The 26140-nt window shown below is 61.8% G+C and carries 23 protein-coding genes; 8 read left to right on the top strand and 15 right to left on the bottom strand.

Going from position 1 to position 26140, the window contains the following annotated elements:
* Nucleotides 1–55: 55 nt before the first annotated feature.
* Nucleotides 56–1678: an MFS transporter gene (locus CD175_RS01920; protein ID WP_104447437.1), complete on the bottom strand. Its 1623-nt coding sequence runs from the start codon at nucleotides 1676–1678 to the stop codon at nucleotides 56–58.
* A gap of 141 nt (nucleotides 1679–1819) precedes the next feature.
* Complete coding sequence (locus CD175_RS01915) at nucleotides 1820–3478, bottom strand: GMC family oxidoreductase (RefSeq protein WP_104447436.1); 1659 nt, start codon at nucleotides 3476–3478, stop codon at nucleotides 1820–1822.
* A 132-nt stretch (nucleotides 3479–3610) separates the two neighbouring features.
* Between CD175_RS01915 and CD175_RS01910 the strand changes: the two genes are divergently transcribed.
* Nucleotides 3611–4501, top strand: a complete 891-nt coding sequence (locus tag CD175_RS01910; protein WP_104448062.1) for a LysR family transcriptional regulator — start codon at nucleotides 3611–3613, stop codon at nucleotides 4499–4501.
* A 129-nt stretch (nucleotides 4502–4630) separates the two neighbouring features.
* On the opposite strand, the gene CD175_RS01905 is transcribed toward CD175_RS01910, so the two are convergent.
* Both CD175_RS01905 and CD175_RS01900 read right to left on the bottom strand, forming a co-directional pair.
* Nucleotides 4631–5728, bottom strand: coding sequence for a DNA alkylation repair protein (locus CD175_RS01905; RefSeq protein WP_104447435.1), 1098 nt, complete (start codon nucleotides 5726–5728; stop codon nucleotides 4631–4633).
* Nucleotides 5729–5868: 140 nt separating this feature from the next.
* Nucleotides 5869–7677, bottom strand: coding sequence for a monovalent cation:proton antiporter-2 (CPA2) family protein (locus CD175_RS01900; RefSeq protein WP_104447434.1), 1809 nt, complete (start codon nucleotides 7675–7677; stop codon nucleotides 5869–5871).
* Nucleotides 7678–7833: 156 nt separating this feature from the next.
* On the opposite strand from CD175_RS01900, the gene CD175_RS01895 reads away from it, so the two are divergent.
* Nucleotides 7834–8748 carry a LysR family transcriptional regulator gene (locus CD175_RS01895; RefSeq protein WP_102701806.1) on the top strand — a complete coding sequence of 305 codons (915 nt, stop codon included), beginning with the start codon at nucleotides 7834–7836 and terminating at the stop codon, nucleotides 8746–8748.
* Here CD175_RS01895 and CD175_RS01890 read toward each other — a convergent pair.
* The 3 genes from CD175_RS01890 to CD175_RS01880 all read right to left on the bottom strand — a co-directional run bounded on the left by CD175_RS01890 (nucleotide 8738) and on the right by CD175_RS01880 (nucleotide 12074).
* Complete coding sequence (locus CD175_RS01890) at nucleotides 8738–9514, bottom strand: substrate-binding domain-containing protein (protein ID WP_104448061.1); 777 nt, start codon at nucleotides 9512–9514, stop codon at nucleotides 8738–8740. The genes CD175_RS01895 and CD175_RS01890 overlap by 11 nt on opposite strands.
* A 26-nt stretch (nucleotides 9515–9540) precedes the next feature.
* The gene (gene tcuC / locus CD175_RS01885) at nucleotides 9541–10845 is read right to left on the bottom strand and encodes an MFS transporter (protein WP_104447433.1); all 1305 of its coding nucleotides are present in this window, start codon (nucleotides 10843–10845) and stop codon (nucleotides 9541–9543) included.
* Between the two features lie 155 nt (nucleotides 10846–11000).
* Nucleotides 11001–12074: a sensor domain-containing diguanylate cyclase gene (locus CD175_RS01880; protein ID WP_104447432.1), complete on the bottom strand. Its 1074-nt coding sequence runs from the start codon at nucleotides 12072–12074 to the stop codon at nucleotides 11001–11003.
* 173 nt (nucleotides 12075–12247) lie between these two features.
* Here CD175_RS01880 and CD175_RS01875 point away from each other — a divergent pair, with 173 nt between their 5' ends.
* On the top strand, nucleotides 12248–12586 hold the full coding sequence (locus CD175_RS01875) for an FKBP-type peptidyl-prolyl cis-trans isomerase (RefSeq protein WP_007981061.1): 339 nt from the start codon (nucleotides 12248–12250) through the stop codon (nucleotides 12584–12586).
* A gap of 3 nt (nucleotides 12587–12589) precedes the next feature.
* Here the strand turns inward: CD175_RS01875 and CD175_RS01870 are convergent, their stop codons facing one another.
* Complete coding sequence (locus CD175_RS01870) at nucleotides 12590–13621, bottom strand: D-cysteine desulfhydrase family protein (protein WP_104448060.1); 1032 nt, start codon at nucleotides 13619–13621, stop codon at nucleotides 12590–12592.
* Between the two features lie 186 nt (nucleotides 13622–13807).
* Between CD175_RS01870 and CD175_RS01865 the strand changes: the two genes are divergently transcribed.
* Nucleotides 13808–14281 (top strand): MEKHLA domain-containing protein, encoded by a 474-nt coding sequence (locus CD175_RS01865; protein WP_104447431.1) that lies wholly within the window; start codon nucleotides 13808–13810, stop codon nucleotides 14279–14281.
* Between the two features lie 7 nt (nucleotides 14282–14288).
* Here CD175_RS01865 and CD175_RS01860 read toward each other — a convergent pair whose 3' ends face one another.
* Complete coding sequence (locus CD175_RS01860) at nucleotides 14289–15410, bottom strand: cytochrome P450 (protein ID WP_104447430.1); 1122 nt, start codon at nucleotides 15408–15410, stop codon at nucleotides 14289–14291.
* Between the two features lie 79 nt (nucleotides 15411–15489).
* Here CD175_RS01860 and CD175_RS01855 point away from each other — a divergent pair, with 79 nt between their 5' ends.
* Nucleotides 15490–16251: an ArsR/SmtB family transcription factor gene (locus CD175_RS01855; RefSeq protein WP_104447429.1), complete on the top strand. Its 762-nt coding sequence runs from the start codon at nucleotides 15490–15492 to the stop codon at nucleotides 16249–16251.
* A gap of 167 nt (nucleotides 16252–16418) precedes the next feature.
* Here the strand turns inward: CD175_RS01855 and CD175_RS01850 are convergent, their stop codons facing one another.
* From CD175_RS01850 to CD175_RS01830, 5 genes are all read right to left on the bottom strand, one after another.
* Nucleotides 16419–17438 (bottom strand): branched-chain amino acid aminotransferase, encoded by a 1020-nt coding sequence (locus tag CD175_RS01850; RefSeq protein ID WP_102701816.1) that lies wholly within the window; start codon nucleotides 17436–17438, stop codon nucleotides 16419–16421.
* 247 nt (nucleotides 17439–17685) lie between these two features.
* The gene (lpdA, locus tag CD175_RS01845) at nucleotides 17686–19068 is read right to left on the bottom strand and encodes a dihydrolipoyl dehydrogenase (protein WP_104447428.1); all 1383 of its coding nucleotides are present in this window, start codon (nucleotides 19066–19068) and stop codon (nucleotides 17686–17688) included.
* 18 nt (nucleotides 19069–19086) lie between these two features.
* Nucleotides 19087–20358, bottom strand: coding sequence for a dihydrolipoamide acetyltransferase family protein (locus CD175_RS01840; RefSeq protein WP_104447427.1), 1272 nt, complete (start codon nucleotides 20356–20358; stop codon nucleotides 19087–19089).
* Nucleotides 20359–21417, bottom strand: coding sequence for an alpha-ketoacid dehydrogenase subunit beta (locus CD175_RS01835; protein ID WP_015095444.1), 1059 nt, complete (start codon nucleotides 21415–21417; stop codon nucleotides 20359–20361). It lies immediately after the preceding gene.
* Nucleotide 21418: 1 nt separating this feature from the next.
* Complete coding sequence (locus CD175_RS01830; RefSeq protein ID WP_007976592.1) at nucleotides 21419–22654, bottom strand: 3-methyl-2-oxobutanoate dehydrogenase (2-methylpropanoyl-transferring) subunit alpha; 1236 nt, start codon at nucleotides 22652–22654, stop codon at nucleotides 21419–21421.
* A 185-nt stretch (nucleotides 22655–22839) separates the two neighbouring features.
* Here CD175_RS01830 and bkdR point away from each other — a divergent pair, with 185 nt between their 5' ends.
* Complete coding sequence (gene bkdR / locus CD175_RS01820) at nucleotides 22840–23328, top strand: Bkd operon transcriptional regulator BkdR (protein WP_007976593.1); 489 nt, start codon at nucleotides 22840–22842, stop codon at nucleotides 23326–23328.
* A 95-nt stretch (nucleotides 23329–23423) separates the two neighbouring features.
* Here bkdR and CD175_RS01815 read toward each other — a convergent pair whose 3' ends face one another.
* Complete coding sequence (locus CD175_RS01815) at nucleotides 23424–24287, bottom strand: MBL fold metallo-hydrolase (RefSeq protein ID WP_104448059.1); 864 nt, start codon at nucleotides 24285–24287, stop codon at nucleotides 23424–23426.
* A gap of 96 nt (nucleotides 24288–24383) precedes the next feature.
* Here CD175_RS01815 and CD175_RS01810 point away from each other — a divergent pair, with 96 nt between their 5' ends.
* Together CD175_RS01810 and CD175_RS01805 are read left to right on the top strand one after the other, a co-directional pair.
* Nucleotides 24384–24725: an ArsR/SmtB family transcription factor gene (locus CD175_RS01810; RefSeq protein WP_104447425.1), complete on the top strand. Its 342-nt coding sequence runs from the start codon at nucleotides 24384–24386 to the stop codon at nucleotides 24723–24725.
* A 167-nt stretch (nucleotides 24726–24892) separates the two neighbouring features.
* On the top strand, nucleotides 24893–26137 hold the full coding sequence (locus CD175_RS01805) for an FAD/NAD(P)-binding oxidoreductase (protein ID WP_104447424.1): 1245 nt from the start codon (nucleotides 24893–24895) through the stop codon (nucleotides 26135–26137).
* The last annotated feature ends 3 nt before the right edge of the window (nucleotides 26138–26140 follow it).

The raw sequence follows: 26140 nt of genomic DNA, 5'->3' as shown, positions 1-26140 counted from the left end.
CGGGGGGGGGATCGCCGCGACGAGGGAGCCAGCTCCCTCGTCGGCAGGCATAACCTCAGTTCTTGTCGAGGTCCACGTTACGCGTCTCACGCAGGCATATCATCCCCACCACCAGGCTCACCCCGGTGATCACCACTGGATACCACAGCCCGTAGAAGATATCCCCGGTGTACACCACCAGCGCGAACGACACCGTCGGCAGGAAACCGCCGAACCAGCCGTTGCCGATGTGGTAGGGCAGGGACATCGAGGTATAGCGGATGCGGGTCGGGAACAGTTCGACCATCAACGCCGCCAACGGGCCGTAGCACATCGCCGAGATGATGATCAGCGCGACAATCAGCGCCACGATCATCGGTTTGTTGATCTGTTGCATGTCCGCCTGTTGCGGGTAACCGGCGAGGGTCACGGCACCGCGCAGGGCGGCTTCGTCGAAACCATCGATCTTCACGTCACCGACGCTCACCTGCACGCCACTGCCGGCCGGGGCCGCTGCGCTCTGGTACGGCAGGCCCTGCTTGACCAGGAAGGTCTTGACCTTGTCGCAGGGGCTGTCGAATTTCGCTTTGCCCACCGGGTCGAACTGGAAGGTGCAGGTGGCCGGGTCGGCCATCACTGTGATCGGTGCCTGGCGGCTGGCCTGGTCAATGGCCGGGTTGGCGTAGTGGGCCAGGGTCTTGAAGATCGGGAAGTACAGCGCGGTGGCCAGCAGCAGGCCGATCATCAGCACCGGTTTGCGCCCGACCTTGTCCGACAGCCAGCCAAAGAAAATGAAGAAGGGGGCGCCAATGGTCACGCTGACGATCAGCAAGCCGTTGGCCACCGCCGGGTCCATTTTCAGGAACTGGGTGAGGAAGAACAGCACATAGAATTGCGCGGCGTAGAAGGTCACCGCTTGCCCGGCATTGATGCTGAACAGCGCGATCAACACCACCTTGAGGTTTTCCCACTTGCCGAAGGAGTCGCGAATCGGCTGTTTGCACAGCTTGCCTTCCTCTTTCATTTTCACGAAGGCCGGCGACTCGTGCAGGCTCAGGCGAATCCAGGTTGAGATGCCCAGCAGCACGATGGAAAACAGGAACGGAATGCGCCAGCCCCAGACCTCGAACTGGTCGCCGGTGAAGTAGCGGCAGCCCAGCACCACCAGCAGCGACAGCAGCAGGCCCAGGGTCGCGGTGGATTGAATCCAGCTGGTGTGGAAGCCGCGCTTGCCCATGGGCGCGTGCTCGGCGACATAGGTCGCGGCGCCGCCGTATTCACCGCCCAGGGCCAGGCCCTGGAGCATGCGCAGCACCACCAGGATGATCGGCGCGGCGATTCCGATGCTGGCGTAGGTCGGCAGCAGCCCGACACAGAACGTCGCCAGGCCCATGAGGATGATGGTGGCGAGGAAGGTGTACTTGCGCCCGATCATGTCCCCCAACCGACCGAACACCAACGCGCCGAACGGCCGGACGATGAAGCCGGCGGCGAAGGCCATCAGCGCAAAGATGAACGCCGTAGTGTCGTTGACCCCGGCGAAAAACTGTTTGCTGATGACCGCCGCGAGGGCGCCATAGAGGAAAAAGTCGTACCACTCGAAGACGGTCCCGAGGGACGACGCGAAGATGACTTTCTGGGTTTCCTGGCTGGTGCCCGCGCTGCGCACGGCTTCCAGGGGCTGAACGTGTTCTGACATACCGGTATCCCTCACAGTGATTGTTTTTGTTGTTCCACTGGTGTTGCGTGTTCCATTTCAGGGGTAATGCTCAGTGTCCGTGAATCTAATGTGATCCTTGTGGGAGCGAGCCTGCTCGCGAAGGCGTCGTGTCATTCAACGTCAATGTGAATGATCCACCGCTTTCGCGAGCAGGCTCGCTCCCACAGAAAGCGGTTCTGGCGTGGCCAGGATCATCTGCGCAGCTTTCTCTGCAATCATCAGCGTCGGCGAGCAGGTGTTGCCCGAGGTGATGCGCGGCATGATCGAGGCATCGGCGATGCGCAGGCCGGGGATGCCATGGACCTTGAGTTGCGCATCGACCACGGCGTCGGCGTCATTGCCCATGCGGCAGGTGCCCACGGGGTGGAAAATCGTGGTGCCGATGCGCGCGGCGGCTTCGTGCAGTTGTTCCTCGCTTTGCAGGCTGGCGCCGGGCAGGTATTCCACCGGATTGAAGGCGTGCAGGGCCGGCGCGGCGACGATGCGCCGGGTCAGGCGAATGGCGTCGGCGGCGACCCGCAGGTCTTCCGGGTGGCTCAGATAATTGGGTTGGATCAGTGGTGCTTGTTGCGGATCAGCCGAGCGGATATCGACCCGGCCACGGCTTTGCGGGCGTAGATCGCAGACCGATGCGGTGAACGCCGGGAAGGTATGCAGCGGTTCGCCAAAGCGCTCCAGCGACAGCGGTTGCACGTGGTATTCAAGGTTGGCTGACGTCTGTTCCGGCCCCGAGCGGGCAAAGGCGCCCAACTGGCTCGGCGCCATGGACAGCGGGCCGCTGCGGTCATACAGGTAGCGCAGGCCCATGCCCAGCTTGCCCCACAGACTGCCGGCAATCTGGTTCAGGGTGCGGGCATTTTCCAGCTTGTAGATCAGCCGCAGTTGCAGGTGATCCTGCAGATTGCCGCCGACACCGGGCAGTTCATGGGCGACGCCAATGCCCAGCCGTTCCAGCAGTGGACGCGGGCCGATGCCGGAGCGTTGCAGGATGCCTGGCGACCCGACCGAGCCGGCACAGAGGACGATTTCCTTGCGCGCCTTGAAGGTCTTCACCGCGCCTTGCCAGCGGGCGCTGACGGCAGAGGCGCGGCCATTGTCCAGCAGCACGCGGTCGACTTCGACACCGGTCAGCACAGTGAGATTGGAGCGTTGGCGAATCGGCTTGAGAAACGCCTTGGCCGCGTTCCAGCGGATGCCGGCTTTCTGATTGACCTGGAAATAGCCGCAACCTTCGTTGTCACCCTGGTTGAAGTCATCGATGCTGGCGATGCCGCTTTGTTCGGCGGCACTGCGGAAGGCGTCGAGAATCGGCCACGACAGGCGCTGGCGTTCGACTCGCCATTCACCCGCGTCGCCGTGAAATTCGGCGGCGCCGGCGAAGTGGTTTTCACTTTGCTTGAACAGCGGCAACACGTCTTGCCAGCTCCAGCCGGGGTTGCCGTCGGCGGCCCAGCGGTCGTAGTCACCGGCCTGGCCGCGCATGTAGATCATGCCGTTGATGGATGAGCAGCCGCCCAGTACCTTGCCGCGCGGATAGGTCAGGGCGCGACCTTGCAGGCCGGGTTGCGCTTCGGTCTTGAAGCACCAGTCGGTGCGCGGGTTGCCGATGCAGTACAGGTAACCCACGGGGATGTGAATCCACGCATAGTTGTCGCGGCCGCCGGCCTCGAGCAGCAACACGCGATGTCGAGGGTTGGCCGACAGTCGATTGGCCAGCAGACACCCGGCCGGCCCGGCTCCGACCACGATGTAATCGTATTCATCAAGGGAAGCCTGCATCCCTGACCTCGTTTTGTTGTTCTTGTTGTCCGTCATCCTAGTTGTTAGCTTTCGTCAAAAGAATGTTAGTTTTTGCGCAGCCGCTGTGCGTTTTTAAACAGCATCCCGAACGGCAACGAACAAGGACGCTTCATGTTCGACTGGAATGACCTGCGGTTTTTTCTCGAATTGCAGCGCAGCGGGCGTTTGCTCACGGCTGCCCGGCGCTTGAACACCACCCATGCCACCGTGGCGCGGCACATCGAGGCCATTGAAAAGAGCCTCGGTACGGCATTGTTCGTCCAGCATGCCCAGGGTTACGAGATGACCCCGGCGGGCGAGGCGTTGCTTAAACACGCCGAGGCGATGGAGAACGTGGCGTTGCTGGCCCAGGAGGAAATCACCCAATCCACCGCGCCGCTGGGCAAGATTCGCGTCGGGGTGACCGAAGGCCTGGGCATCATGTTCCTCGCCAGCCGCATGAACGGCTTGTTCGAACGCTATCCGGGGCTGGAAGTGGAACTGGTGGCGGTGCCACGGTTTGTCAGCATCCTCAACCGCGAGGCAGAAATCAGCATCCACCTCGAACGTCCGGCCGCCGACATGCTGGTCACCCGCAAACTCACCGACTATCGCCTGGCGCTCTACGCCAGCCAGGAGTACCTCGATCGTTCACCGCCGTTGCGCAGTCGCGAGGACCTGGGGCGTCACGCCTGGATCGGCTATGTCGACGACCTGCTGTTCAGCCAGGAATTGATGTTCCTCAACAGCTTCTGCCGCAACCCGCAGGTGGTGTTTCACAGCACCAGCGTGATCGCCCAGCAACAGGCTGCGCGCTCGGGCCTGGGGATCGCGGTGCTGCCGTGTTACATGGCCAGTGCCGATCCGGGGTTGGTGCCGCTATTGCCGGACGAAAGCATCCAGCGCAGTTACTGGATCAGCACTCGCCGGGAGTTGCACAAGTCGGTGCGGTTGCGGGTGCTTTGGGATTATGTGGTGGAGTTGTGTGAGCGGGAGCAGGGGTTGTTGTTAGGCGGTGCCTGAACTGCCGCCTTCGCGAGCAGGCTCGCTCCCACACTGGTTTAGCGTCGTTCGCAAAACATGTGGCAACACTGCCCCCTGTGGGAGCGAGCCTGCTCGCGAAGGTGGCACATACGATATCCATCTTGAGGCTTAAGCAACAATCTCGAACGCCGTGCTGGCCAGCCTTTCGCCATTGACCATGACATGCACCGCATGGCGCCCCGCATAATGCCGGCGGGTGGTGAGTTCCTTGATCTGCTGCCCACGGCTGACGGCTTCGCTGGCGTTGCCGGGCAGCGTCAGCGCCTTGAGCTTGAAGACTTTCGCCGAGGTGCTGCCGTTGGCCTTGACGTAATCGATGGCGTAGTCGATCACCAGGCGCTGGCTGCTTTCAACGGTGGATCTGATGGCAAACGACAGGGTGATCTTTTCTCCCAGGCCAATCACCGGCGGTTCGACTTTCACATCGACGATCTCGACTTCAGGCTTGCCGCCCGCGCCGATGATTGCCAGTGCCCGCTGGTTGCCCTGTTTGATCAGGCTGCGCAGGGCGTGCCTGGCGATCCATGCGGTGTGCCTGTTGTCCAGCGACCAGCCTTCGATCAGGTCCAGCACCCAGCCGGGGTGGTCCTTGGTGATGTCGTTGAGGTGGTTGGCCACGGATTTGCGCACGTACAGGCTGGTGTCGGCCTTGAGGTTGTCGAGGATTTTCGCGGCGAGTGTCGGGTCGGCCTGGACGGGTTCCAGGCGGAATGACCAGGGCAGGCGTGGTCGGCAACCTTCACTGGCCAAGCGTCGTACGTGCTCGTTGTCATCCAGTGACCAGCCGTGCATCAGCTCGAGCGAACGCTCGAGGTCGCTGCGCAGAAAGTGGCGGATCGCGAATTCCGAAGAGCCGAAAGCGGTGAAGTACTTCAGCGCGTCCATCGACTGCTCGAATGCATGGGCGCCGTAGCGGGCGACGTACTGCGGCAGGCACATGCTGACGAAACCGCTGTTCAGGCGCGGGGCGAGGGCGCGCAGCACCTGCAGCGATGCTTCATAGTCAAGCGGCAGTACCGCGTGCAGGCATTCGCTGACCCGGGCCATGCGCTGCATGACGCTGAGGTCTGCCAGGCCGGATTGGGCCAGCTTCAGGAATTTCTGGCCGTCAAAATCGGGATACACCGCCGTCATCTCTGTGGCGATGTGCTTGAGGCGCTCGGCGTTGAAGATTTCCTTGAGGGCGGGGGCAGGTTGGTCAGCCATGGTGGTTCCTTGGTAGTTGTTGATCCGTCACACCGCGTTATCGTTCTTCGCGAGCAGGCTCGCTCCCACAGAAGAGCGTATGAGCGACATAGATCCAATGTGGGAGCGAGCCTGCTCGCGATGAGGCCCGAATAATCACCTCATTTCTTGCCCGCCTGCTCCTGCAATTGATCCGACTCGAACAACCTGGCCAGTTCCACCCGCGCTTCCTGCGCTGTCTGCATCACTTTCACCGCGTCGTCATACACCGCGTGCTGGGCTTCCAGCACCTCTTCGTCGTGCTGCTTGAAACGCTTGATCCGTGCATCGGCCTGGGCCTGGGTCAATCCCAAGCCGATCAAGGTTTGCCGGCTCATTTCCAGGCTCGAAAAAAAGGTCTCGCGCACGGCGTGAGCACCGACGTCCATCAGCCGGTGCACATGCTGACGGTTACGCGCGCGGGCGATGATTTTCATATGCGGATAGAGCTTGCGCACCAGCTCGGCGGTCTTGATGTTGGTGTCCGGGTCGTCTGTGGCGATCACAAAAAACTCGGCTTCGCCGACCTTGGCCGCGCTGAGGATTTCCGGGCGCATCGGGTCGCCGTAGAACACCGGCACGCCACCGAAGCTGCGGGACAGTTCGATGGTTTCCACCGAGGTGTCGAGGGCCACGAACTTGATGTTCTGCGCGCGCAGAATCCGCGCAACGATCTGGCCCATGCGGCCCATGCCGGCGATCACCACCCGCGGCGCGTCGGCGTCGATTTCGCGGAACTTCTCCGGCACTTCCACAGGTTGCACCTTCGGGCTGACCAGGCGTGCGCAAACCAGCAGCAATAGCGGCGTCACGGCCATGGACAGGGTGATGGTCAACACCAGCAAGTCATACAGCCCGGCGGCGAACAGCCCATGGTCGCGACCGATCTTGAACACCACAAAGGCAAATTCACCACCGGCCGCCAACACGATACCCAGGCGGATCGCACTGACGTTCTTCAACCCTCCGGCCAGGCGACCGACAATAAACAGTAGCGGCAGTTTGATCGCGATCAGCAGCAGGGTCAGGCCCAGCACCGCGACCGGCGTGCTCAGCAACAGGCTCAGGTTCGCGCCCATGCCGACGCTGATGAAAAACAGCCCCAGCAACAGGCCCTTGAACGGTTCGATCTGAGCTTCCAGTTCATGGCGATACTCGGAGTCTGCCAGCAGCAGGCCGGCGAGGAAGGCGCCAAGGGCCATGGAAATACCGACCAGCTCCATCAACCAGGCCGTGCCGATCACCACCAGCAACGCCGTGGCGGTGGAGACCTCCGGCAATGCGGTCTTGGCCACCACGCGGAACACCGGCCGCAGCAGGTAACGCCCGCCGATCACCACCACGGCGATGCTGGCCAGCACTTGCAGGCCGTGGTTCAGGTTTTCGCTGGCGCTGGTGCTGTGATCGCCACCGGCCAGCAACGGCACCATGGCAATCAAGGGTATTGCAGCGATGTCCTGGAACAACAGGATTGCGAACGCCAATCGCCCGTGGGGGCTGGTCAGCTCCTTGCGTTCAGCCAGGCTTTGCAGGCCGAACGCCGTGGACGACAGCGCCAGGCCCAGGCCGAGGACGATCGCGGTGTTCAACGGCTGGCCAAACAACCACAAAGCCACCACGCCAATCACCGTGCCGGTCAACAGCACTTGCGCCAGGCCCACGCCGAACACTGATTTGCGCATCACCCACAAGCGTCGCGGCGACAGCTCCAGACCGATGATGAACAGCAGCAACACCACGCCAAGTTCGGAAATGTTCGCGACGCTTTGCGGGTTGTCGATCAGGCCCAGCACCGACGGGCCGATGATCACCCCGGCGAACAGATAACCCAGGACCGCCCCCAGTTGCAGGCGCTTGGCCAATGGAACGATGAGCACGGCCGCCATCAGAAACACGACAGCGGCTTGTAGCAGGTTGCCTTCATGGGGCATTGGAAAACTCCAGGACTCGGTACAGCGGGGGTGACAAGAATAAAGGCTGAGCCCTTCGGCGTCAGCAACGCGCTCGGCCACAGATGTTACAATTTGCATTAGTTAGTTACATTTATAGGATTAGCTGATCAATCAGCGTCGCTTGCGAGTAACCCCATGGCGATCAACTTCGACCTCAATGACCTGCAGGCCTTCCGTGCGGTGGTCGAGCAGGGCAGCTTTCGCAAGGCCGCCGATACGGTGCGCATTTCCCAGCCCGCGTTGAGCCGGCGGATCGAAAAACTCGAAGATGCCCTTGGCGTGCGCCTGTTCGAGCGCACCACGCGCAAGGTCAGCCTGACCCAGGCCGGACGGGGTTTCATGCCCAGCGTCGAGCGCCTGCTGGACGATCTGGACGTCGCATTGCTGGGCATCAGCGAAGTCGCTTCGACCCGGCTCGGCCATGTCACGGTCGCCTGTGTACCCTCGGCGGCTTACTACTTCATGCCGCGGGTGATCGCGCACTATCACCGGCAGTTTCCGCGGATCAAGGTCAAGGTGCTGGACTCCAGCGCCCACGACGTCTTGAGCGCGGTGGTCAATGGCGAAGCGGATTTCGGCCTGAGCTTCATGGGTACGCTGGAGGCCGAAGTGGATTTCGAGCCCCTGGTGCAGGAAGGGTATGTCGTAGCGTGCCGGCGCGATCATCCGCTGGCGGGGCGAAGCAGTGTCACCTGGGACGAGTTCTATCGGCAGGATTACATCTCGCTGGATAAAACCTCGGGCAACCGTTTTCTGCTGGATCAGGCGTTGACCGGCGTGGTGCCGCAGCGGTCGAGTATTTGTGAAACCCGTCATGTGACCACCATGATCGGTCTGGTGGAGGCCGGGTTGGGCGTGGCGGCGGTGCCGTTGATGGCGATGCCGGCGGCGGATCATCCGATCCTGACGCGGGTGCCGCTGACCGATCCGCAAGTGATGCGCAGCGTCGGTCTGATCAAGCGCCGGGGTCGAACCCTGACCCCGGCCGCATTGGAACTGGAACGGCTGGTGGTGGAGATGAAAGTCCTGCAGCCGTCGGTCAGCGACTGACCGAGTCCAGTCCGGTCGCTTTCACATCCGGTTGAGCCTGGGTCGAGGCCAGGTATTCCAGCAAGGCCTTGGCTTCGGCCGGGTGCTGTGCCCCTACCGGGATGCCGGCGGCAAACCGGGTCACCGATTGTACGGACTCCGGAATCTTCGCCACGAAACTGACCCCCGGCACCGGCAACAATTCGCTGACCTGCTGAAAGCCCAATTGATAGTCGCCGGTGGCAACCACGGAGCCCACGGGGATTTTCGGCACCATCGTCGATTTGCGCTTGAGCTGGTCTTCGATCCCCAGGCGCTTGAACAGCTGCTGCTCGATGTACACGCCGCTGGCACTGTCGGAGTAGGCCACCGATTTCGCCTCGAGCAATGTCTTTTTCAGGCCCTCGACATTGCTGATGTCCGGCTTCGGTGCACCTTCGCGCACCACCAGGCCAATGCGCGAATCCGCCAGTTCGACCCGTGAAGCAGGGTCGACCTTGCCTTGTTTGATCAGGTCGTCCAGTGCGTAGCCGACCATGATCACCACGTCGGCTTGCTCACCCCGGGCCAGGCGATTGGGAATCGCTTCCGGGGCCTTGCCCATGGAGGGACCGAGCGCGGTGTCGAGGGTGTTGCCGGTGGCGGCGGCGAACTTCGGGCCGAGGATCTTGTAGGCCGCCGTGAAGCCGCCTGAGGTTATCACACGGATCTCTTCAGCCTGGGCAATGCCGCTCAATCCAAGGCTTGCCACCAACGCGATGGCGGCAAAACCGAACTGTTTTTTCATGATTGTGTTCTCGATCAAGGGCAGGTTCACGACGCCACCGGTTGCAGATGATTCGAGGCGCGGCGATAGAGCATGAGCGTCGCGCACAGCGCGCACAGTGCTGCAAAGCTCATCCAGTAGCCTGGCGCCGCCTTGTCGCCGGTGTACTGGATCAGCAAGGTCGACATCGCTGGAGTGAACCCGCCGAACACGGCCGTGGCCAGGCTATAGGCGAGGGAGAAACCGGCCACCCGGACTTCCACGGGCATGATCTCCGTCAGCGCCGGGATCATCGCGCCGTTGTACAGGCCGTAGATGAACGACAGCCACAACAGCACCAGCAGCATGTGGATGAAGCTGGGCGCGTTCACCAGGTAGGTCAGCACCGGGTAAGTGGTGGCGATGGCCAGCAAGGCCATGGTGATCAACACCGGGCGTCGACCGATACGGTCCGAAAGTGCACCGCCAATCGGTAGCCAGATGAAGTTCGAAACACCCACCAGCAATGTCACCAGCAGCGCATCGGACGTGCTCAGGTGCAGGACGGTTTTACCGAAGGTCGGTGCGTACACCGTGATCAGGTAGAAAGCGGTGGTGGTCAGGGCGACCATCATCATGCCGGCGAACACGATCAGCCAGTTTTGTCCCAGGGTGCGGAACACCTCACCCATGCTCGGGCGGTGTTTACGGGTGGCGAACTCTTCGGTTTCTTCCAGGTTGCGGCGTAGCAGGAAGATGAAGGGCACGATCATGCAGCCGACGAAGAACGGAATCCGCCAGCCCCAGTCGGTAATCACACTCGGCGCCATCCACTGGTTCAAGGCGTAACCCAGTGCGGCGGCGACGATGATCGCCACTTGCTGGCTGCCCGACTGCCAACTGGTGAAAAAGCCCTTGTGGCCGGGTGTGGCGATTTCCGCGAGATACACCGACACGCCACCCAGTTCCGCACCGGCGGAAAAGCCCTGCAACAGCCGCCCGATCAGCACCAGGGCCGGGGCGAACAAACCGATGGTTTCGTAACCGGGCACCAGCACAATCAGCACCGTACCGCTGGCCATGATCGACAGGGTCACGATCAACCCTTTGCGTCGACCCACGTCATCGATATAGGCACCCAGCACCACGGCGCCCAACGGACGCATCAGAAAGCCTGCGCCGAACACGGCAAAGGTCATCATCAGCGAGGCGAATTCGCTGCTGGCCGGAAAGAACACGGCAGCGATCTGCGTGGCATAGAAACCAAAAAGGAAGAAGTCGAACTGTTCGAGGAAGTTGCCCGAGGTAACCCGGAAGATTGCACTGGCCCGGGAGCGACCGGCAGTCGCGGGCCGTTGGATTGATGCTGTCATTGATCTGTACTCCACCGCTTTTATGACGTGCGCCGGCTGGACGCGGCACACGGTTCTTATTAGGGCGGATAGTGGAGCAGGGGCATCGATATGTTAATTGCATTGTTGGCATGCATTGATGTGCAAAGCGGATCAATGCATGCCAGGAGGAAACGCTATTCGCTGTGCGCCCGCACCACGCTCTCGGTGCCCAGCCGATACTGATTGTTCCCGCTGCGCTTGGCCTCGTACATCGCCAGGTCGGCAATGTGCAGCAAGCGGTCGATGCTCGGCGCATGATCGGGGAACATGGCGACGCCCAGGCTGGTGCCGATGTGGCGCTGGTCGTTGCCGATGGTGATGGGCGGGGAGAGTTCGACGAAGATTGTCTGGCAGATGCTGCGCGCTTCGTCTTGCAGGTTTTCGCCTTGGGGCAAGCCCTGGAGGATGACCACGAATTCGTCGCCACCGATCCGCGCGACGGTGTCGGTGCCGCGCAGGATGCGCTTGAGCCGTGTGGCGGTAGTGACCAACACGTGGTCACCGGCCGCATGGCCATAGCGGTCATTGATGGCCTTGAATCCATTGAGATCGACAAACACCAGCGCTACCCGCGTTGCGCTGGCGCGCGCCTGCTCCAGTGCTTCGGACAGGCGCTCTTCGAGCACCAGGCGATTGGGCAGGCCGGTCAGCGGGTCGTAGTGGGCCAGGTGCTTGAGGTAGTTGGCCGAGGCCTTTTCTTCGGTGATGTCGCGTACCACGCCCATCATCTTGATGGTTTCGTCGTGGTCATTCTTGACCACGTTGCCGGTTTCCCGCAGCCAGCGGATCGTGCCGTCGGGCCAGACCACGCGGTATTCCTCATCATGGTTTTCGCCGGTTTCCAGGCAACGCAGTTCACCGGCCCGGACCCTCAGCCGGTCGTCAGGATGCACGCAGGAGCAGAACAGGGCGTAGGAGGGCGTCACTTCGCCGATCTTGAACCCGAACATGCCGAAAATCGCGTCGGACCAGTACAGGCGGTCGGTGTCGACATCCCAATCCCAGGTGCCGATGCGAGCGAAGTACTGGCTGCGCTTGAAGCGCTCGACGTCGCCATCCTGGTGGATGTTCCGGCCTTCGGACAGGCTGTTGATGATCGCGCGGTACTGCGCCAGTTGCTTGTGCAGCGAGTGTTCGCGCCAGACCAGCGCGACGATCAGGGTAAGCGTCATTGAACCAAGGATGACGCTGGTCCAGAGCAGGATCATTCGGGCATGGCCATCAGGGCGTTGAACCGTACGGGTAATAGTTGATTATTTTAGTTCAGCCAACAGCTTTGAACGCCGCGCGCGGAGACGGCAATGGTTGCCAATCGCGGGCAATTCTGGGAAAACGGCGCCCATCAGGCCCTTGAGGGCGAGTGAGCATACGAGTGAATTCAATGAATGACGAGCTTCAGGTAATCGATCTGCAGTTGGGTGACGGAAAAGCCGCGGTAAAAGGCGCGCTGATCACCACCCAGTACCGTGGCTGGCTGGAGGACGGGACCGAATTCGATTCTTCCTACAGCCGGGGCAAACCCTTCCAGTGCGTGATCGGCACCGGGCGGGTCATCAAGGGCTGGGACCAGGGCATCATGGGCATGCAGGTCGGTGGCAAGCGCAAGTTGCTGGTGCCGGCGCACCTGGCCTATGGCGAACGCACCATGGGCAAGATCACGCCGAATTCGAACCTGATCTTCGAAATTGAATTGCTGGAAGTGCTGACGCGGGATGATTGACCGTCAGACCTGAAAGGTTTCCCGGTAGGCATACAGGCCGGGTGTTCCACCGGTCATGACGAACAGTACATTGTCCCCGGGGCCAAAACGCCCCTGCTGCAGGTCGGCCAGTACTCCCGCAAAGGCCTTGCCGGAGTACACCGGGTCGACCAGCAGGCCTTCGGCACGCGCCATCAAGCGTACCGCGTCCTGCATGGCGGCGGTTGGCAGGCCATAGCCCGCACCCAACTGGCTGCCGTCGATCACCATCCCGGCCGTCTGCACCTCGGCGTCACTGCCCAATAGCGCCAATGTCTCGCGGGTCAGTTGCAGGGTTCTCGCTGCTGACGAGTCCTGGTCGGACAACACCGAGAACGATTTGACCACGGATGTACCCCGGCCCAGCAACTGGAAGCCCGCCGCGAGCCCGGCATGCGTCCCGGCGCTGCCATTGGGGACCACCACTTGATTGAACGTGAGTTGCAGTTCGGCCTCTTGCCGGGCGATTTCCGCTGCGCAGCGGGCATAACCCAGGCTACCCAGGGGCGTTGAACCACCGGTCGGCAGCACCATCACCTTGCGTCCGCAATCCCGAAGCTGCGCCGCCCTGGCCTCGGCTTTGGCCAGTGAGTCGGTACCGCCGGCAAACACCTGCATCTGCGCGCCGAACAACTGGTCGAGCAGCACGTTGCCATTGAGTTCGTAATCCACCTCGGCTTTGGCCACGGCCCGGGTCAGGAACAGTTCGCAGGCGATACCCAGCCGAGCGCACACCGCGGCGGTCAAACGAGCATGATTGGACTGGATGCCGCCCACGGTAATGATCGTATCGATCCCGGCTTGCTGCGCCGCGCCGATGTGGAATTCAAGCTTGCGCAGCTTGTTGCCGCCCGCGCCGATCAACATGTGGTCATCGCGTTTGAGAAACAGGCCGATCCCCTGTTTGTCCAGGCCCAGCCGTTGTTCGAGTCGCGCAGCCCGCTGAATGGGCGTGGGACCTTGCAGCAGGTCGGCCCGCGCAAAAACACTCAGTGACTTGTCCAGTGGGGTCTGCATCAATCGAGCCTCGTTGTTCACCATGATCCAGGTGACTTTATGGAGAAAGGCCTGCGGGATAAACGCACTTCCCGTCATGACTGTTTTAACCCGGTGTAACCAATCAACCGGGCAGCAGGACTTTTCAGGCGGCTTTGGATAGGCTGGGCCGGGTTTGAAACCAGGATCTGAAGAGGAGAGGGCGGGTTGCCAATCAACGAATACGCCATGGCGATCGAACTGCTGGACGAGTCTTATCGGCACTGGACCGGCGAACACCTGCCAGCGCCGCAGTCCCTGGCAGGATGGGAGCGCCTGCACTGGCTGCACGCCCACGCGCCCTACAGTTTGCTGGCTCACGGTACTGAAGACGACCCACTTTTCTTCTACGCCAATGAACAGGCGCTGGCGTGCTTCAAGTACCCGCGCCCGGAGTTTCTGGGCATGCCCTCACGCTTCAGCGCCTCGCCGCTGGACCGGGACATGCGCCAGAGGCTTCTGGAGCAAGTCACGGCCCATGGCATTGCTCATGGCTACAGTGGCTATCGGGTGGATCGCCAGGGCAATGCCTTCATGATTCATGAAGGCAAGGTGTGGACGCTGGTTGATCAGCAGGGTGTGCGTTTGGGGCAGGCGGCGTTGTTCTGGCCGGATGCTGCCCGGGTTGGGCAGTTGGACTGAGCGTCGATCAAGCGACCGGCCGATCCCTGAACAACGGAACTCGTCCATTGGCGGACGGGCGGTAATCCCAGGTCAGGCGGTCCAGTCCCGGCTTCATCGCCAGAATGTGCCGGACGGTAGCGCCAGCGATGCTCAACGCCAGTGTCTGCCCCGGACATTGATGGCGTCCCGCACCAAAGGTGAAGCTGCGCCGGTTCGGGCGGTCGAGCAGGAGTGCGTCGGGGTTGTCGTTGAGCTGTGGGTCGCGATTGGCCGAGGCCAGCAGCACCAGGATCACGTCCCCGGCATTCAGCCTTGTGCCGTCAATCTCGCAGGGGGCGGCGACGAAGCGGCGGGTGTTCTGTACCGGCGGGTCCAGGCGCTGCACTTCGGCCAGCAGATCGTCGACATGGGGTGATTCGCTGAGTAACGACGGGTGTTGTTTCAATGCCAGCACAGTGTTGCCGATCAGCCCGGCCGTGGCGTCGAACGTCTGGGAAAACAGGCCGATCAGGTTGGCGATCAGCATTTGCGGTGCGCCGCAGGTGAAGCGTTGGCGGATGCCTTCAAGCAGACGGCTGTGGTTGTCCGGGTCGGCCAACAGCTCGACACAGTAACCGCTCAGTTGTTCAGCGGCGGCATGGGCGGCGGACAGCTGTGCCGAGGTGCTCAAGGGCGACAGGCAAGCCGCGAAGTCCGCCGTCAGTTCGCTGATGATTCGGCCCTGAGCCGGGGTGAATCCCAGCAACGCTGCCACCACGCACACCGGCCCACGGAACATGGCGTTGTACAGGCCGACGGCGTCGGCGCTGATCAACCGGGCGCTGACCAGGCTCTCGACTTCCCGCATATCGATCAACTCCAGCCCCGGCGCAATCGCCGACCGAGGGCATTGCTGGCGCTCACCTTCATTCATGCGCATCAACTGGCCGAACACCCGGCCGGCCAGGCCATCGGCAATCGCCCTGGGGACTGGCTCCTGCGCGGGGCGAACATGGCAATCGGCATGCGCGAGCACGGCGGCCACCGCCCGGGCGCTGCTGGCCACCCACATGTTCAGCTCCGGATGAAAAGCCAGCCCGCCCTCGGCACGCAGTTGTGCGTAGTAGGGATAAGGATCGGCATGGGTCGCAGCGATGATCGGGTCCATGGGTCACAGCCTTTTGTTGTTGGAAAGTGTTGCTACTATCTCCAGTCCGAAAGGGCGTTGATTCGTCCGGGAGCGAAATATGAGTGCAGAACAACACGACATGGGCGTCTCGCAGGTGGCAGCGGCCATCGCCGAGCCGGCGCGGACGAAAATCCTCTGTTCGCTGATGGACGGCCATGCCCGCACCAGCACCGAGCTGGCGGCGGTGGCCGAAGTCAGCGCGTCGACCGCCAGTGCCCACCTGGCCAGGCTCAAGGAGCTGGCGCTGGTGCGGCTGCACGTCCAGGGACGTCACCGCTATTACAGCCTGGCGGACAAACGTGTCGCCCAGGCCCTGGAAGCGTTGATGGTGATCGGCCAGAACCCGGCGCCGCGCTTCCAGCCGCGGACCCCGGATCGCCTGCAGTTCGCCCGCACCTGCTACGACCACATGGCGGGTACCCTCGCGGTACTGTTGCATGACCGGATGCTCGAAGCGGGCTGGCTGGAGGAAACCGACGAACAGGCCTATCGCTTGAGTGACAGTGGTTCGGCAATGTTTCAGGGGCTCGGGATCGAGGTACAGGACTTGAGCACCTTGCGCCGCCGTTTTGCGTGCCCGTGCCTGGACTGGAGCATGCGCCGGCCGCATCTGGGCGGGTCGCTGGGCGCGGCGTTGCTGCAAACGGCGCTCAAGCGCCAGTGGGTGACCCAGGATCTGGACAGTCGGGCGTTGGCGTTGACGGCGTTGGGGCGCAGGGAGATGGGCGTCCGTTTTGGTGTCGAGTTGCCCACGGAAACTGAAGGCAGCCGATCGCAGTCTGCGGCGGCCCGGGGGGCATTGCTCAACCCGAACCAGTAGGAGCCTGCTTGCCAGCGATTGGGCCTTCAAGCATGGCGGTGTATGTGAGGACGCCATCGCCGGCAAGCCGGCTCCTACAGGGGCGGGTGGTAGTTTTTGAATTCGGTGCCATGAAAAAGCCCCCCGTCGGTCACTCGATGGGGGGCTTTTGTGTCTCAGGCGTCAGGTCAGACCTTGACGATCCAGCCCGCTGGCGCTTCGATGTCGCCGGTTTGCACGCCGGTCAGCTCTTTGTAGAGCTTCTGGGTGACCGGGCCGACTTCGGTTTCGCTGTGGAACACGTGCAGGTGGTCGTTGTAGTCGATGCCGCCAATCGGCGTGATCACCGCCGCAGTACCGCAAGCACCGGCTTCCTTGAAGTCGGAGAGCTTGTCGATGAACACGTCGCCTTCAACCACTTCCAGGCCCAGACGGGTCCTGGCCAGCTCGATCAGCGACAGACGGGTGATGCCCGGCAGTACCGATGGCGAGTTCGGGGTCACGAACTTGTTGTCGTGGGTGATCCCGAAGAAGTTGGCCGAACCGACTTCCTCGATCTTGGTGTGGGTCATCGGATCGAGGTAGATGGCGTCGGCAAAGTGGGCTTTCTTGGCCTTGGAGCCCGGCATCAGGCTGGCGGCGTAGTTGCCACCGACCTTGGCCGCACCGGTACCTTGTGGCGCAGCGCGGTCGTAGCTGGAGATCTGGAAGTTGTGCGGGGTCAGGCCACCCTTGAAGTAGGCGCCAACCGGGATGCAGAAAATCGAGAAGATGAACTCGGGGGCGGTACGCACGCCGATGTTGTCACCCACGCCGATCACGAACGGGCGCAGGTACAGCGCGCCGCCGGTGCCGTACGGCGGAATGAAACGCTCGTTGGCGCGGACCACGGCCTTGCAGGCTTCGATGAATTGCTCGGTGTCGACTTGCGGCATCAGCAGACGGGCGCAGCTGCGCTGCATGCGCAGGGCGTTCTGGTCCGGGCGGAACAGGTTGATCGAGCCGTCCTTGCAACGATAGGCCTTCATGCCTTCGAAGCATTGCTGGCCATAGTGAAGGGCTGTGGAGCCTTCGCTGATGTGCAGCACGTTATCTTCGGTCAGGGTGCCCTTGTCCCATTCGCCATTGCGAAAGTACGACAGATAGCGCTTGTCGGTCTTGATGTAGTCAAAACCCAGCTTGTCCCAATTGATGCTTTCGTTACCCATGACACCCTCTATCACTTAACAACCGCCGAAACGGTTCAAGGCTTCTGACGTTTTTTGGATGGGGACAACAATACTTCATTCCGGGCCAATTTCGCAGCCCGCAATGTATTCCTTTGATCGTTCCCGCTTTGCCTCGTAACGATTACATCCCTGTAGGAGCCGGCTTGCCGGCGATGGCGGCGAACCTGATCCACCGCGTTGCATTGATCGCCAGCAAGCCGGCTCCTACAGGATGTGCGTAGAGTGTTTACAGATGCAACGCGTGGCCCAGAGCCCGCAACGCCGCTTCCTGCACCGCCTCGCCGAGTGTCGGATGCGCATGGATGGTGCCGCCGATGTCTTCCAGCCGCGCGCCCATCTCCAGGCTTTGCGCAAACGCCGTGGACAATTCGGACACGCCGACGCCCACCGCCTGCCAACCGACAATCACATGATTGTCCCGACGGGCGACCACGCGCACGAAGCCGCTTTTCGATTCCAGCGTCATCGCCCGGCCATTGGCGGCGAACGGGAAGCTCGACACGATGCAGTCCAGGCCTGCTGTCCTGGCCTCGTCCGGGGTCTTGCCGACCACCACCAGTTCCGGGTCGGTGAAGCACACGGCGGCGATGGCGGTCGGGTTGAACTCGCGGGATTTACCGCTGATCAGCTCGGCGACCATCTCGCCCTGGGCCATGGCCCGGTGCGCAAGCATCGGTTCGCCGCTCAGGTCGCCGATGGCATAGACGTTGCGCATGCTGGTCTGGCAACGGTTGTCGATCTTGATCGACGAACCGTTCATGTCCAGGTTCAGCGCTTCGAGGTTCCAGCCCTGGGTGTTCGGCTTGCGACCGACGGCCACCAGCACCTGGTCGGTTTCCAGGTTCAGGATCGCGCCGTTCGGGGCCAATACCTGCAATGTATTTTCTTTTGAATCAAAGCCTTGCACGCTATGTTTCAAGTAAAGCTTCACGCCGAGTTTTCTCAGTTCGTCGTGCACAGGCTGGGTCAGTTCGGCGTCGTAGGCCGGCAGGATGCGCTCCTGCGCTTCCACCACGCTGACTTCGACACCGAGCTTGCGATAGGCAATGCCCAGTTCCAGACCGATGTAGCCCCCGCCGACCACAATCAAGCGCTTGGGCACGGATGTCGGCGCCAGGGCTTCAGTGGACGAGATGATCGGCCCGCCAATCGGCAACATCGGCAAGTTCACGCTTTTCGAACCGGTGGCCAGCACCAGGTGCTCGCACTGGATGCGTGTGTCGCCGACCTCGACGGTTTTACCGTCAACCACTTTGGCCCAGCCTTGAACGACCTGGACCTTGTTCTTTTTCAGCAGCGCGGCAACGCCGGTGGTCAGGCGATCGACGATGCCGTCTTTCCATTCGACGCTCTTGGTGATGTCCAGGGTCGGCGCCGAAACGCTGATGCCCAGGGCCGACAGCTGGTGGTGCTGCTGCGTCTGGTGAAACTGCTCAGCGACGTGAATCAGTGCCTTGGACGGAATGCAGCCGATGTTCAGGCAGGTGCCGCCCAGGGATTGGCCTTCCACCAGGATTGTCGGGATGCCCAGCTGGCCGGCACGGATCGCCGTCACATAACCGCCGGGACCGCCGCCGATGATCAGCAGCGTGGTGTTCAGTGTCTGCATGACTTTCTCCACAAATGCTTAATCGACAAAGAGCGTGGCGGGTTGTTCGAGCAGGCCACGAATGGCCTGGATGAAGAGCGCCGCGTCCATGCCGTCGACCACGCGGTGATCGAAGGAGCTGGAGAGGTTCATCATCTTGCGGACCACGATCTGGCCTTTGATCACCATCGGCCGTTCGACGATCTTGTTCACGCCGACAATCGCCACTTCCGGCAGGTTCAGCACCGGCGTGCTGACGATGCCGCCCAGGGCGCCGAGGCTGGTCAGGGTGATGCTTGAGCCGGACAGCTCATCGCGGCTGGCCTTGCCGTTGCGAGCGGCAGTGGCCAAACGCGAGATTTCCGCTGCGCTGTCCCACAGGCTGCGGGCTTCGGCGTGACGTACCACTGGTACCATCAGGCCAATATCGGCTTGTGTGGCAATACCGACATGCACGGCGCCGAGGCGGGTGATGACCTGGGCCTCATCGTCATAACGGGCGTTGATCTGCGGGAAGTCGCGCAGGGCGACGACCATGGCGCGGACCAGGAACGGCAGCAAGGTCAGCTTGCCGCGAGTCGCACCGTGTTTTTCGTTGAGGTGCGCGCGCAGCTCTTCCACGGCGGTGACGTCGATTTCCTCGACGTAGCTGAAGTGGGCGGCGCGCTGGGTGGCGTCCTGCATGCGCTGGGCGATCTTGCGGCGCATGCCGATCACCGGGATCTGCTGTTCATCGGTGCGCTGGATGTAAGCGCTGCTGACCGTCGATGCATTCGACTGACCCTGAGCCAGGTAGGCGTCCAGGTCTTCATGCAGCACGCGGCCGGCCGGGCCGCTGCCACGCACCAGGCGCAGCTGAATGCCGAGGTCCAGCGCATGCTTGCGCACGGCCGGGGAGGCCAGCGGACGTTCATCGGCCGCGCGAGCAACCATCGGGCCCTGGCAGACAGCAACTTTCGGCGCTGGGGCAGCGACCGGTTTGCTTTCAACCACGGCTTCGACTTTCGGTACTGCGACTGGCGCTTCTTTCAAAGGAGCCGGTTGCGCCGACTCCTTAACGTTGCCCGCGCCTTCGACTTCAATGCTGATCAGCACACTGCCAACCGCCATGACTTCGCCCGGCTGGCCACCGAGGGCAATCACCTTGCCATGCACCGGCGACGGGATATCGACCATCGCCTTGTCGGTCATGACATCGGCCAGCACCTGATCTTCGACGACCATGTCGCCGACCTTGACGTGCCAGACCGACAATTCAACTTCTGCAATGCCTTCACCAATGTCCGGCATTTTAATGACGTGCGTGCCCATTCAGACCTCCATGACCCGTTTCAACGCCGCGCCCACTCGGGACGGCCCTGGGAAATACGCCCACTCTTGCGCGTGCGGGTAAGGGGTGTCCCAACCGGTGACGCGTTCGATCGGCGCTTCCAGGTGGTGGAAGCAATGCTCTTGCACCAGCGACACCAGTTCGGCACCGAAACCGCAGGTACGGGTCGCTTCGTGCACGACCACGCAACGGCCGGTCTTTTTCACCGATTTGACGATGGTTTCCAGGTCCAGCGGCCACAGGCTGCGCAGGTCGATGACTTCGGCGTCAACGCCGCTTTCTTCAGCAGCGACTTGCGAGACGTACACGGTGGTGCCGTAGGTCAGCACGGTGACGTCCTTGCCCGGACGGGTGATCGCAGCGACGTCCAGCGGCACGGTGTAGTAACCGTCCGGCACTTGCGCGGCAGGGTGTTTCGACCACGGGGTTACCGGGCGGTCGTGGTGACCGTCGAACGGGCCGTTGTACAGGCGTTTGGGCTCGAGGAAGATCACCGGGTCATCGTTTTCGATGGAGGCAATCAACAGGCCCTTGGCGTCGTACGGGTTGGACGGCATCACCGTGCGCAAACCGCAGACCTGGGTGAACATCGCTTCGATGCTCTGGCTGTGGGTCTGGCCGCCGTAGATGCCACCGCCGCACGGCATGCGCAGGGTCATCGGTGCGGTGAACTCGCCTGCCGAGCGATAACGCAGGCGGGCGGCTTCGGAAATGATCTGGTCGGAGGCCGGGTAGACATAGTCGGCGAACTGGATCTCGGCCACCGGGCGCAGACCGTAGGCGCCCATGCCCACGGCGACACCGACGATGCCGCTTTCGGAGATCGGCGCGTCGAACACCCGGGAGGTGCCGTATTTGTTCTGCAGGCCTTCGGTGCAGCGGAACACGCCGCCGAAGTAGCCCACGTCCTGGCCGAAGACCACGACGTTGTCGTCACGTTCAAGCATCACATCCATGGCCGAGCGCAGGGCCTGGATCATGGTCATGGTGGTCGTGGTCATGGCGGTTTCCAGCTCGATATTGTTGTTGTGATCGTTCATGTCAGATCCCCAACTCTTGACGCTGGCGCTTCAGGTGCTCCGGCATCTCTTTGTAGACATCTTCGAACATGGTCGCAGCGCTTGGAATCTGGCCGCCGGCGAGGGTGCCGTACTGTTCGGCTTCTTTCTGTGCGGCGATCACTTGGGCTTCGAGCTCGGCGCTGACCGCGGCGTGTTCCTCTTCGGACCACTGGCCGACCTTGATCAGGTGCTGCTTGAGGCGCGCAATTGGATCGCCGAGCGGGAAGTGGCTCCAGTCATCGGCAGGGCGGTATTTCGACGGATCATCGGAGGTCGAGTGCGGGCCGGCGCGGTAGGTGACCCATTCGATCATGGTCGGGCCGAGGCCGCGGCGCGCACGTTCGGCGGCCCAGGCGGAGGCGGCGTACACGGCGTAGAAATCGTTGCCGTCGACCCGCAGGGAGGCAATGCCGCAACCGACGCCGCGACCGGCGAAGGTGGTGGCTTCACCACCGGCGATCGCCTGGAAGGTGGAGATCGCCCACTGGTTGTTGACCACGTTGAGGATCACCGGCGCGCGGTACACGTGGGCGAAGGTCAGGGCGGTGTGGAAGTCCGACTCGGCGGTGGCGCCGTCGCCGATCCAGGCCGAAGCGATTTTGGTGTCGCCCTTGATCGCCGAGGCCATGCCCCAGCCCACGCCCTGGATGAACTGGGTGGCGAGGTTGCCGGAGATGGTGAAGAAACCGGACTCCTTGACCGAGTACATGATCGGCAATTGCCGGCCCTTGAGCGGATCGCGCTCGTTGGACAGCAGCTGGCAGATCAGGTCGACCAGCGGTACGTCGCGGGCCATCAGGATGCTTTGCTGGCGGTAGGTCGGGAAGCACATGTCGTCGATGTTCAGGGCCAGGGCCTGGGCGCTGCCGATGGCTTCCTCGCCGAGGCTCTGCATGTAGAACGACATCTTTTTCTGACGCTGGGCGACCACCATGCGGTTGTCGTAGATGCGGGTCTTGAGCATGGCGCGCATGCCCTTGCGCAGGATCTCCACCGGCACGTTTTCGGCCCACGGCCCAAGGGCATTGCCCTGGTCGTCGAGCACGCGGATCAGGCCACGGGCCAGGTCAGCCGTGTCAGCCGGTTCAACGTCGATTGGGGGTTTGCGCACCGTGCCGGCATCGGTCAGATGCAGGTAGGAGAAGTCGGTTTTACAGCCGGGACGGCCCGAGGGTTCGGGGACGTGCAGGCGCAGCGGTTCATACGCTTGGGTCATGGCTTCTACGCTCGATCTTGTGAATTTCTTGTAGTGAGCTGACAGATTTCGTTCGGTAGAAGAAATCTTGTCCTACAACAATCATAGGCCCGCCCAAGAAGAATATTTCTCTCTGTTTCATTGCGCTAAAGATCATTTGCAGATAAAAAACCTGCATAAACATAAAAAACAGGTGGTTTTGTCTCATGCGCAAACTGGACCGTACCGACATCGGCATTCTCAACAGCCTTCAGGAGAATGCGCGCATCACCAACGCCGACCTCGCACGCTCGGTGAACCTCTCGCCGACCCCGTGTTTCAACCGGGTCAAGGCCATGGAAGAACTGGGGGTAATCCGCGAGCAAGTGACACTGCTCGATGCCGACCTGCTGGGGTTGCATGTGAACGTGTTCATTCACGTCAGCCTGGAGAAGCAGGTGGAGGAGGCGTTGCAGCATTTCGAAGAGGCGATTTCCGACCGCCCCGAGGTGATGGAGTGCTACCTGATGGCCGGCGACCCGGATTACCTGATCCGGGTGCTGGTGCCGACCATCCAGTCGCTGGAGCGTTTCATGATGGATTTTCTGACCAAGGTGCCCGGGGTGGCGAACATACGTTCGAGCTTTGCGCTCAAGCAGGTGCGGTACAAAACCGCGCTGCCGTTGCCGGCCAATGGCCTGACGTTGGGCAACTGAAATCAAGGATCGCGTTCTGTAGGAGCTGCCGAAGGCTGCGATCTTTTGATCTTCAGGGAGCCATCGGTCGCCAGAATCAAAAGATCGCAGAGGGGTCAGAGCTGATTGACGGGGATTTTCAGGTAGGTCACGCCATTGCCCTCGGCCGGCGGCAAATTCCCTGCCCGCACGTTTACCTGGATCGCCGGCAGCAACAGCGTCGGCATGCCCAGCCCCGCGTCACGCCGTGTACGCATCTCGACGAATGCGGCCTCATCGATCCCGTCATGCACATGAATGTTGTTCTTGCGTTGTTCGCCGACCGTGGTCTGGCAGTGGGCCGACCGGTCGGCCGGCGGGTAGTCGTGACAGACGTAGAGCTTCACGCTGGCAGGGAAGGCCAGCAATTTTCGAATTGAGGCAAACAACTGGTGAGCATTGCCACCGGGGAAATCGCAGCGGGCAGAGCCGACATCGGGCATGAACATCGTATCGCCCACCAGAATCACATCACCGTCGATCAGGTAGGCCATGTCCGCCGGCGTATGGCCGGGCACGTGCAGGGCGGTCGCCTTGAGATTGCCGATCATGAACGACTCGTCGGGGGCGAAGAGGTGATCGAACTGCGAACCGTCGACGCGAAATGATGGCTCCAGATTGAACAGCGCCTTGAACACGTCCTGGACCTTTCTGATCGACTCGCCGATGGCGATTTTGCCGCCCAGTTGTCCGCGCAGATAGGGCGCGGCGGACAGGTGATCGGCGTGGGCGTGGGTTTCCAGCAGCCATTGCACTTGCAGTGTGTGGGCACGGACGAAGGCGATGATTTTGTCAGCCTGGGTAGTCGCGGTACGCCCGGCCGCACCGTCGTAGTCGAGCACGGGGTCGACAATCGCACAGTGCCCGCCATCAGCCTCGTAGACCACGTAGCTGTAGGTCGAGGAGGCGGGGTCGAGGAAAGCTTCAATCAGTGCGGGCATGGACACGAACCTGTGCAGGAGTGGAAAAGTCAGTTGCAACACTTTATGTAAAAACATAATGTTCGCAGCTTAAGTGACGTTGAAGGCATCCTGCAAATGCAATCCAGTCTGACCGAATGTGAAGTCGCCCAACTGCGCGCCTCGGCTTCCAAGGCTTGCGCGCTGCTCAAGGCCCTGGCCAATGAGGATCGCCTGTTGATCCTGTGCCAGTTGACCCAGGGCGAGCGCAACGTAGGCGCGCTGGAAAAAATGACCGGCGTGCGCCAACCGACCCTGTCCCAGCAACTGGGGATCCTGCGCGATGAAGGACTGGTCGCGACCCGTCGTGAAGGCAAGTACATTTTTTACGGTCTCGCCAGTCACGAGGTGATCCAGGTGATGAAAACCCTCTCCGGGCTGTATTGCGGGGCGGTGCTTAAAAGCTGGGTTCAACCTTGAATGCCAATCAAAGTGCAAAACCTGTGGGAGCGAGCCTGCTCGCGAAAGCGTAGTGTCAGTCGACGTCTTTATCGACTGACCCGCCACCTTCGCGAGCAGGCTCGCTCCCACATTGGTTTTGTGGTTTGACCCGTAACAATCCTTGCGTGCAGCAAAAGGAACAAGCAATGAACGATCAACACTGGGGCCCATCCATCAGTGCAGATATCGTGGTGATCGGCGGCGGCACGGCGGGCATAGGCCTTGTCGCCAGCCTGCTCAAGCGTAGCCCGCAGCTGAATATCACCGTGATCGAGCCCGACTCCCGGCACTTCTATCAACCGGCCTGGACGCTGGTCGGCGGTGGTGCCTACAACGTGGAAAACACCGTGCGGCCGATGGCGTCGGTGATGCCGCGCGGGGTCAAGTGGGTGCAGGCTGCCGTGACCGGCATCGACCCCGACCATTGCCGGCTCATCCTCAGTGACGCACGCACGGTCAGCTATCAGAACCTGGTGGTCTGCCCCGGCCTGCGCCTGGCCTGGGAGAAAATCGAAGGCCTGGAGGAGACCCTCGGCCAGCACGGCGTGACCTCCAACTACAGCTACCGGCACGCGACCTACACCTGGGACCAGGTGCAGAAACTGCGCGGCGGCAAGGTGCTGTTCACCCAGCCGGCCATGCCGATCAAATGTGCGGGGGCGCCTCAAAAAGCGCTGTACCTGTCCTGTGATCACTGGAACAGGAGCGGTGTGCTGAACAACATCGATGTCGAGTTCAATCTCGCAGGCGCTGCGTTGTTCGGCGTGGCGACCTTTGTCCCGCCACTGATGAAGTACATCGAAAAGTACAACGCCCGGCTGGCATTCAATTCGAATCTGGTCAAGGTCGACGGCCCGGCGAAAACCGCGTGGTTCGAGGTCAAGGACGCCGACGGCAAAGTTTCCCGACAGGCAAAAACCTTTGACCTGCTGCATGTCGTACCGCCTCAGGTGGCCCCGGATTTCGTCGCCCAGAGTCCGCTGGCCGACGCCGCCGGCTGGTGCGAGGTCGATCCCCACAGCCTGCAACATCCGCGTTATCCAGGCGTCTTCGCGCTGGGGGATATCTGCGGCACCAGCAATGCAAAAACCGCCGCGGCAGTACGCAAGCAGATCGTGGTGGTGGCCGAAAACCTGCTGGCCTTGCGCAAGCAACAACCACTGCCGCTGCAGTACGACGGCTATGGTTCCTGTCCGCTGACGGTGGAGAAGGGCAAGGTGATCCTTGCCGAGTTCGGTTATGCGGGCAAATTGCTGCCGACCTTTCCCCTTGACCCGACGACGCCGCGCCGCTCGGCGTGGTGGCTCAAGGCAACACTGCTACCGTGGTTCTATTGGAACGGTATGCTCAAGGGTCGCGAGTGGCTGACGCGTTTGTCCAGAGTCGACTGAGAA

Origin of the sequence: Pseudomonas laurylsulfatiphila (assembly GCF_002934665.1) — a bacterium.
Taxonomy (GTDB): Bacteria; Pseudomonadota; Gammaproteobacteria; order Pseudomonadales; family Pseudomonadaceae; genus Aquipseudomonas; species Aquipseudomonas laurylsulfatiphila.
This window is presented reverse-complemented; position numbering and strand designations above follow the sequence as displayed.

What these genes read in the sequence shown, in the direction of transcription:
- tcuC (WP_104447433.1), bottom strand. Translation starts at nt 10,845, where the DNA reads ATGACAGCATCAATCCAACGGCCCGCGACTGCCGGTCGCTCCCGGGCC.
- lpdA (WP_104447428.1), bottom strand. Translation starts at nt 19,068, where the DNA reads ATGCAGACACTGAACACCACGCTGCTGATCATCGGCGGCGGTCCCGGC.
- CD175_RS01810 (WP_104447425.1), top strand. Translation starts at nt 24,384, where the DNA reads ATGCAATCCAGTCTGACCGAATGTGAAGTCGCCCAACTGCGCGCCTCG.
- CD175_RS01840 (WP_104447427.1), bottom strand. Translation starts at nt 20,358, where the DNA reads ATGGGCACGCACGTCATTAAAATGCCGGACATTGGTGAAGGCATTGCA.
- CD175_RS01830 (WP_007976592.1), bottom strand. Translation starts at nt 22,654, where the DNA reads ATGACCCAAGCGTATGAACCGCTGCGCCTGCACGTCCCCGAACCCTCG.
- CD175_RS01875 (WP_007981061.1), top strand. Translation starts at nt 12,248, where the DNA reads ATGAATGACGAGCTTCAGGTAATCGATCTGCAGTTGGGTGACGGAAAA.
- CD175_RS01815 (WP_104448059.1), bottom strand. Translation starts at nt 24,287, where the DNA reads ATGCCCGCACTGATTGAAGCTTTCCTCGACCCCGCCTCCTCGACCTAC.
- CD175_RS01900 (WP_104447434.1), bottom strand. Translation starts at nt 7,677, where the DNA reads ATGCCCCATGAAGGCAACCTGCTACAAGCCGCTGTCGTGTTTCTGATG.
- bkdR (WP_007976593.1), top strand. Translation starts at nt 22,840, where the DNA reads ATGCGCAAACTGGACCGTACCGACATCGGCATTCTCAACAGCCTTCAG.
- CD175_RS01910 (WP_104448062.1), top strand. Translation starts at nt 3,611, where the DNA reads ATGTTCGACTGGAATGACCTGCGGTTTTTTCTCGAATTGCAGCGCAGC.
- CD175_RS01895 (WP_102701806.1), top strand. Translation starts at nt 7,834, where the DNA reads ATGGCGATCAACTTCGACCTCAATGACCTGCAGGCCTTCCGTGCGGTG.
- CD175_RS01920 (WP_104447437.1), bottom strand. Translation starts at nt 1,678, where the DNA reads ATGTCAGAACACGTTCAGCCCCTGGAAGCCGTGCGCAGCGCGGGCACC.
- CD175_RS01880 (WP_104447432.1), bottom strand. Translation starts at nt 12,074, where the DNA reads ATGATCCTGCTCTGGACCAGCGTCATCCTTGGTTCAATGACGCTTACC.
- CD175_RS01860 (WP_104447430.1), bottom strand. Translation starts at nt 15,410, where the DNA reads ATGGACCCGATCATCGCTGCGACCCATGCCGATCCTTATCCCTACTAC.
- CD175_RS01905 (WP_104447435.1), bottom strand. Translation starts at nt 5,728, where the DNA reads ATGGCTGACCAACCTGCCCCCGCCCTCAAGGAAATCTTCAACGCCGAG.
- CD175_RS01850 (WP_102701816.1), bottom strand. Translation starts at nt 17,438, where the DNA reads ATGGGTAACGAAAGCATCAATTGGGACAAGCTGGGTTTTGACTACATC.
- CD175_RS01870 (WP_104448060.1), bottom strand. Translation starts at nt 13,621, where the DNA reads ATGCAGACCCCACTGGACAAGTCACTGAGTGTTTTTGCGCGGGCCGAC.
- CD175_RS01835 (WP_015095444.1), bottom strand. Translation starts at nt 21,417, where the DNA reads ATGAACGATCACAACAACAATATCGAGCTGGAAACCGCCATGACCACG.
- CD175_RS01805 (WP_104447424.1), top strand. Translation starts at nt 24,893, where the DNA reads ATGAACGATCAACACTGGGGCCCATCCATCAGTGCAGATATCGTGGTG.
- CD175_RS01855 (WP_104447429.1), top strand. Translation starts at nt 15,490, where the DNA reads ATGAGTGCAGAACAACACGACATGGGCGTCTCGCAGGTGGCAGCGGCC.
- CD175_RS01915 (WP_104447436.1), bottom strand. Translation starts at nt 3,478, where the DNA reads ATGCAGGCTTCCCTTGATGAATACGATTACATCGTGGTCGGAGCCGGG.
- CD175_RS01890 (WP_104448061.1), bottom strand. Translation starts at nt 9,514, where the DNA reads ATGAAAAAACAGTTCGGTTTTGCCGCCATCGCGTTGGTGGCAAGCCTT.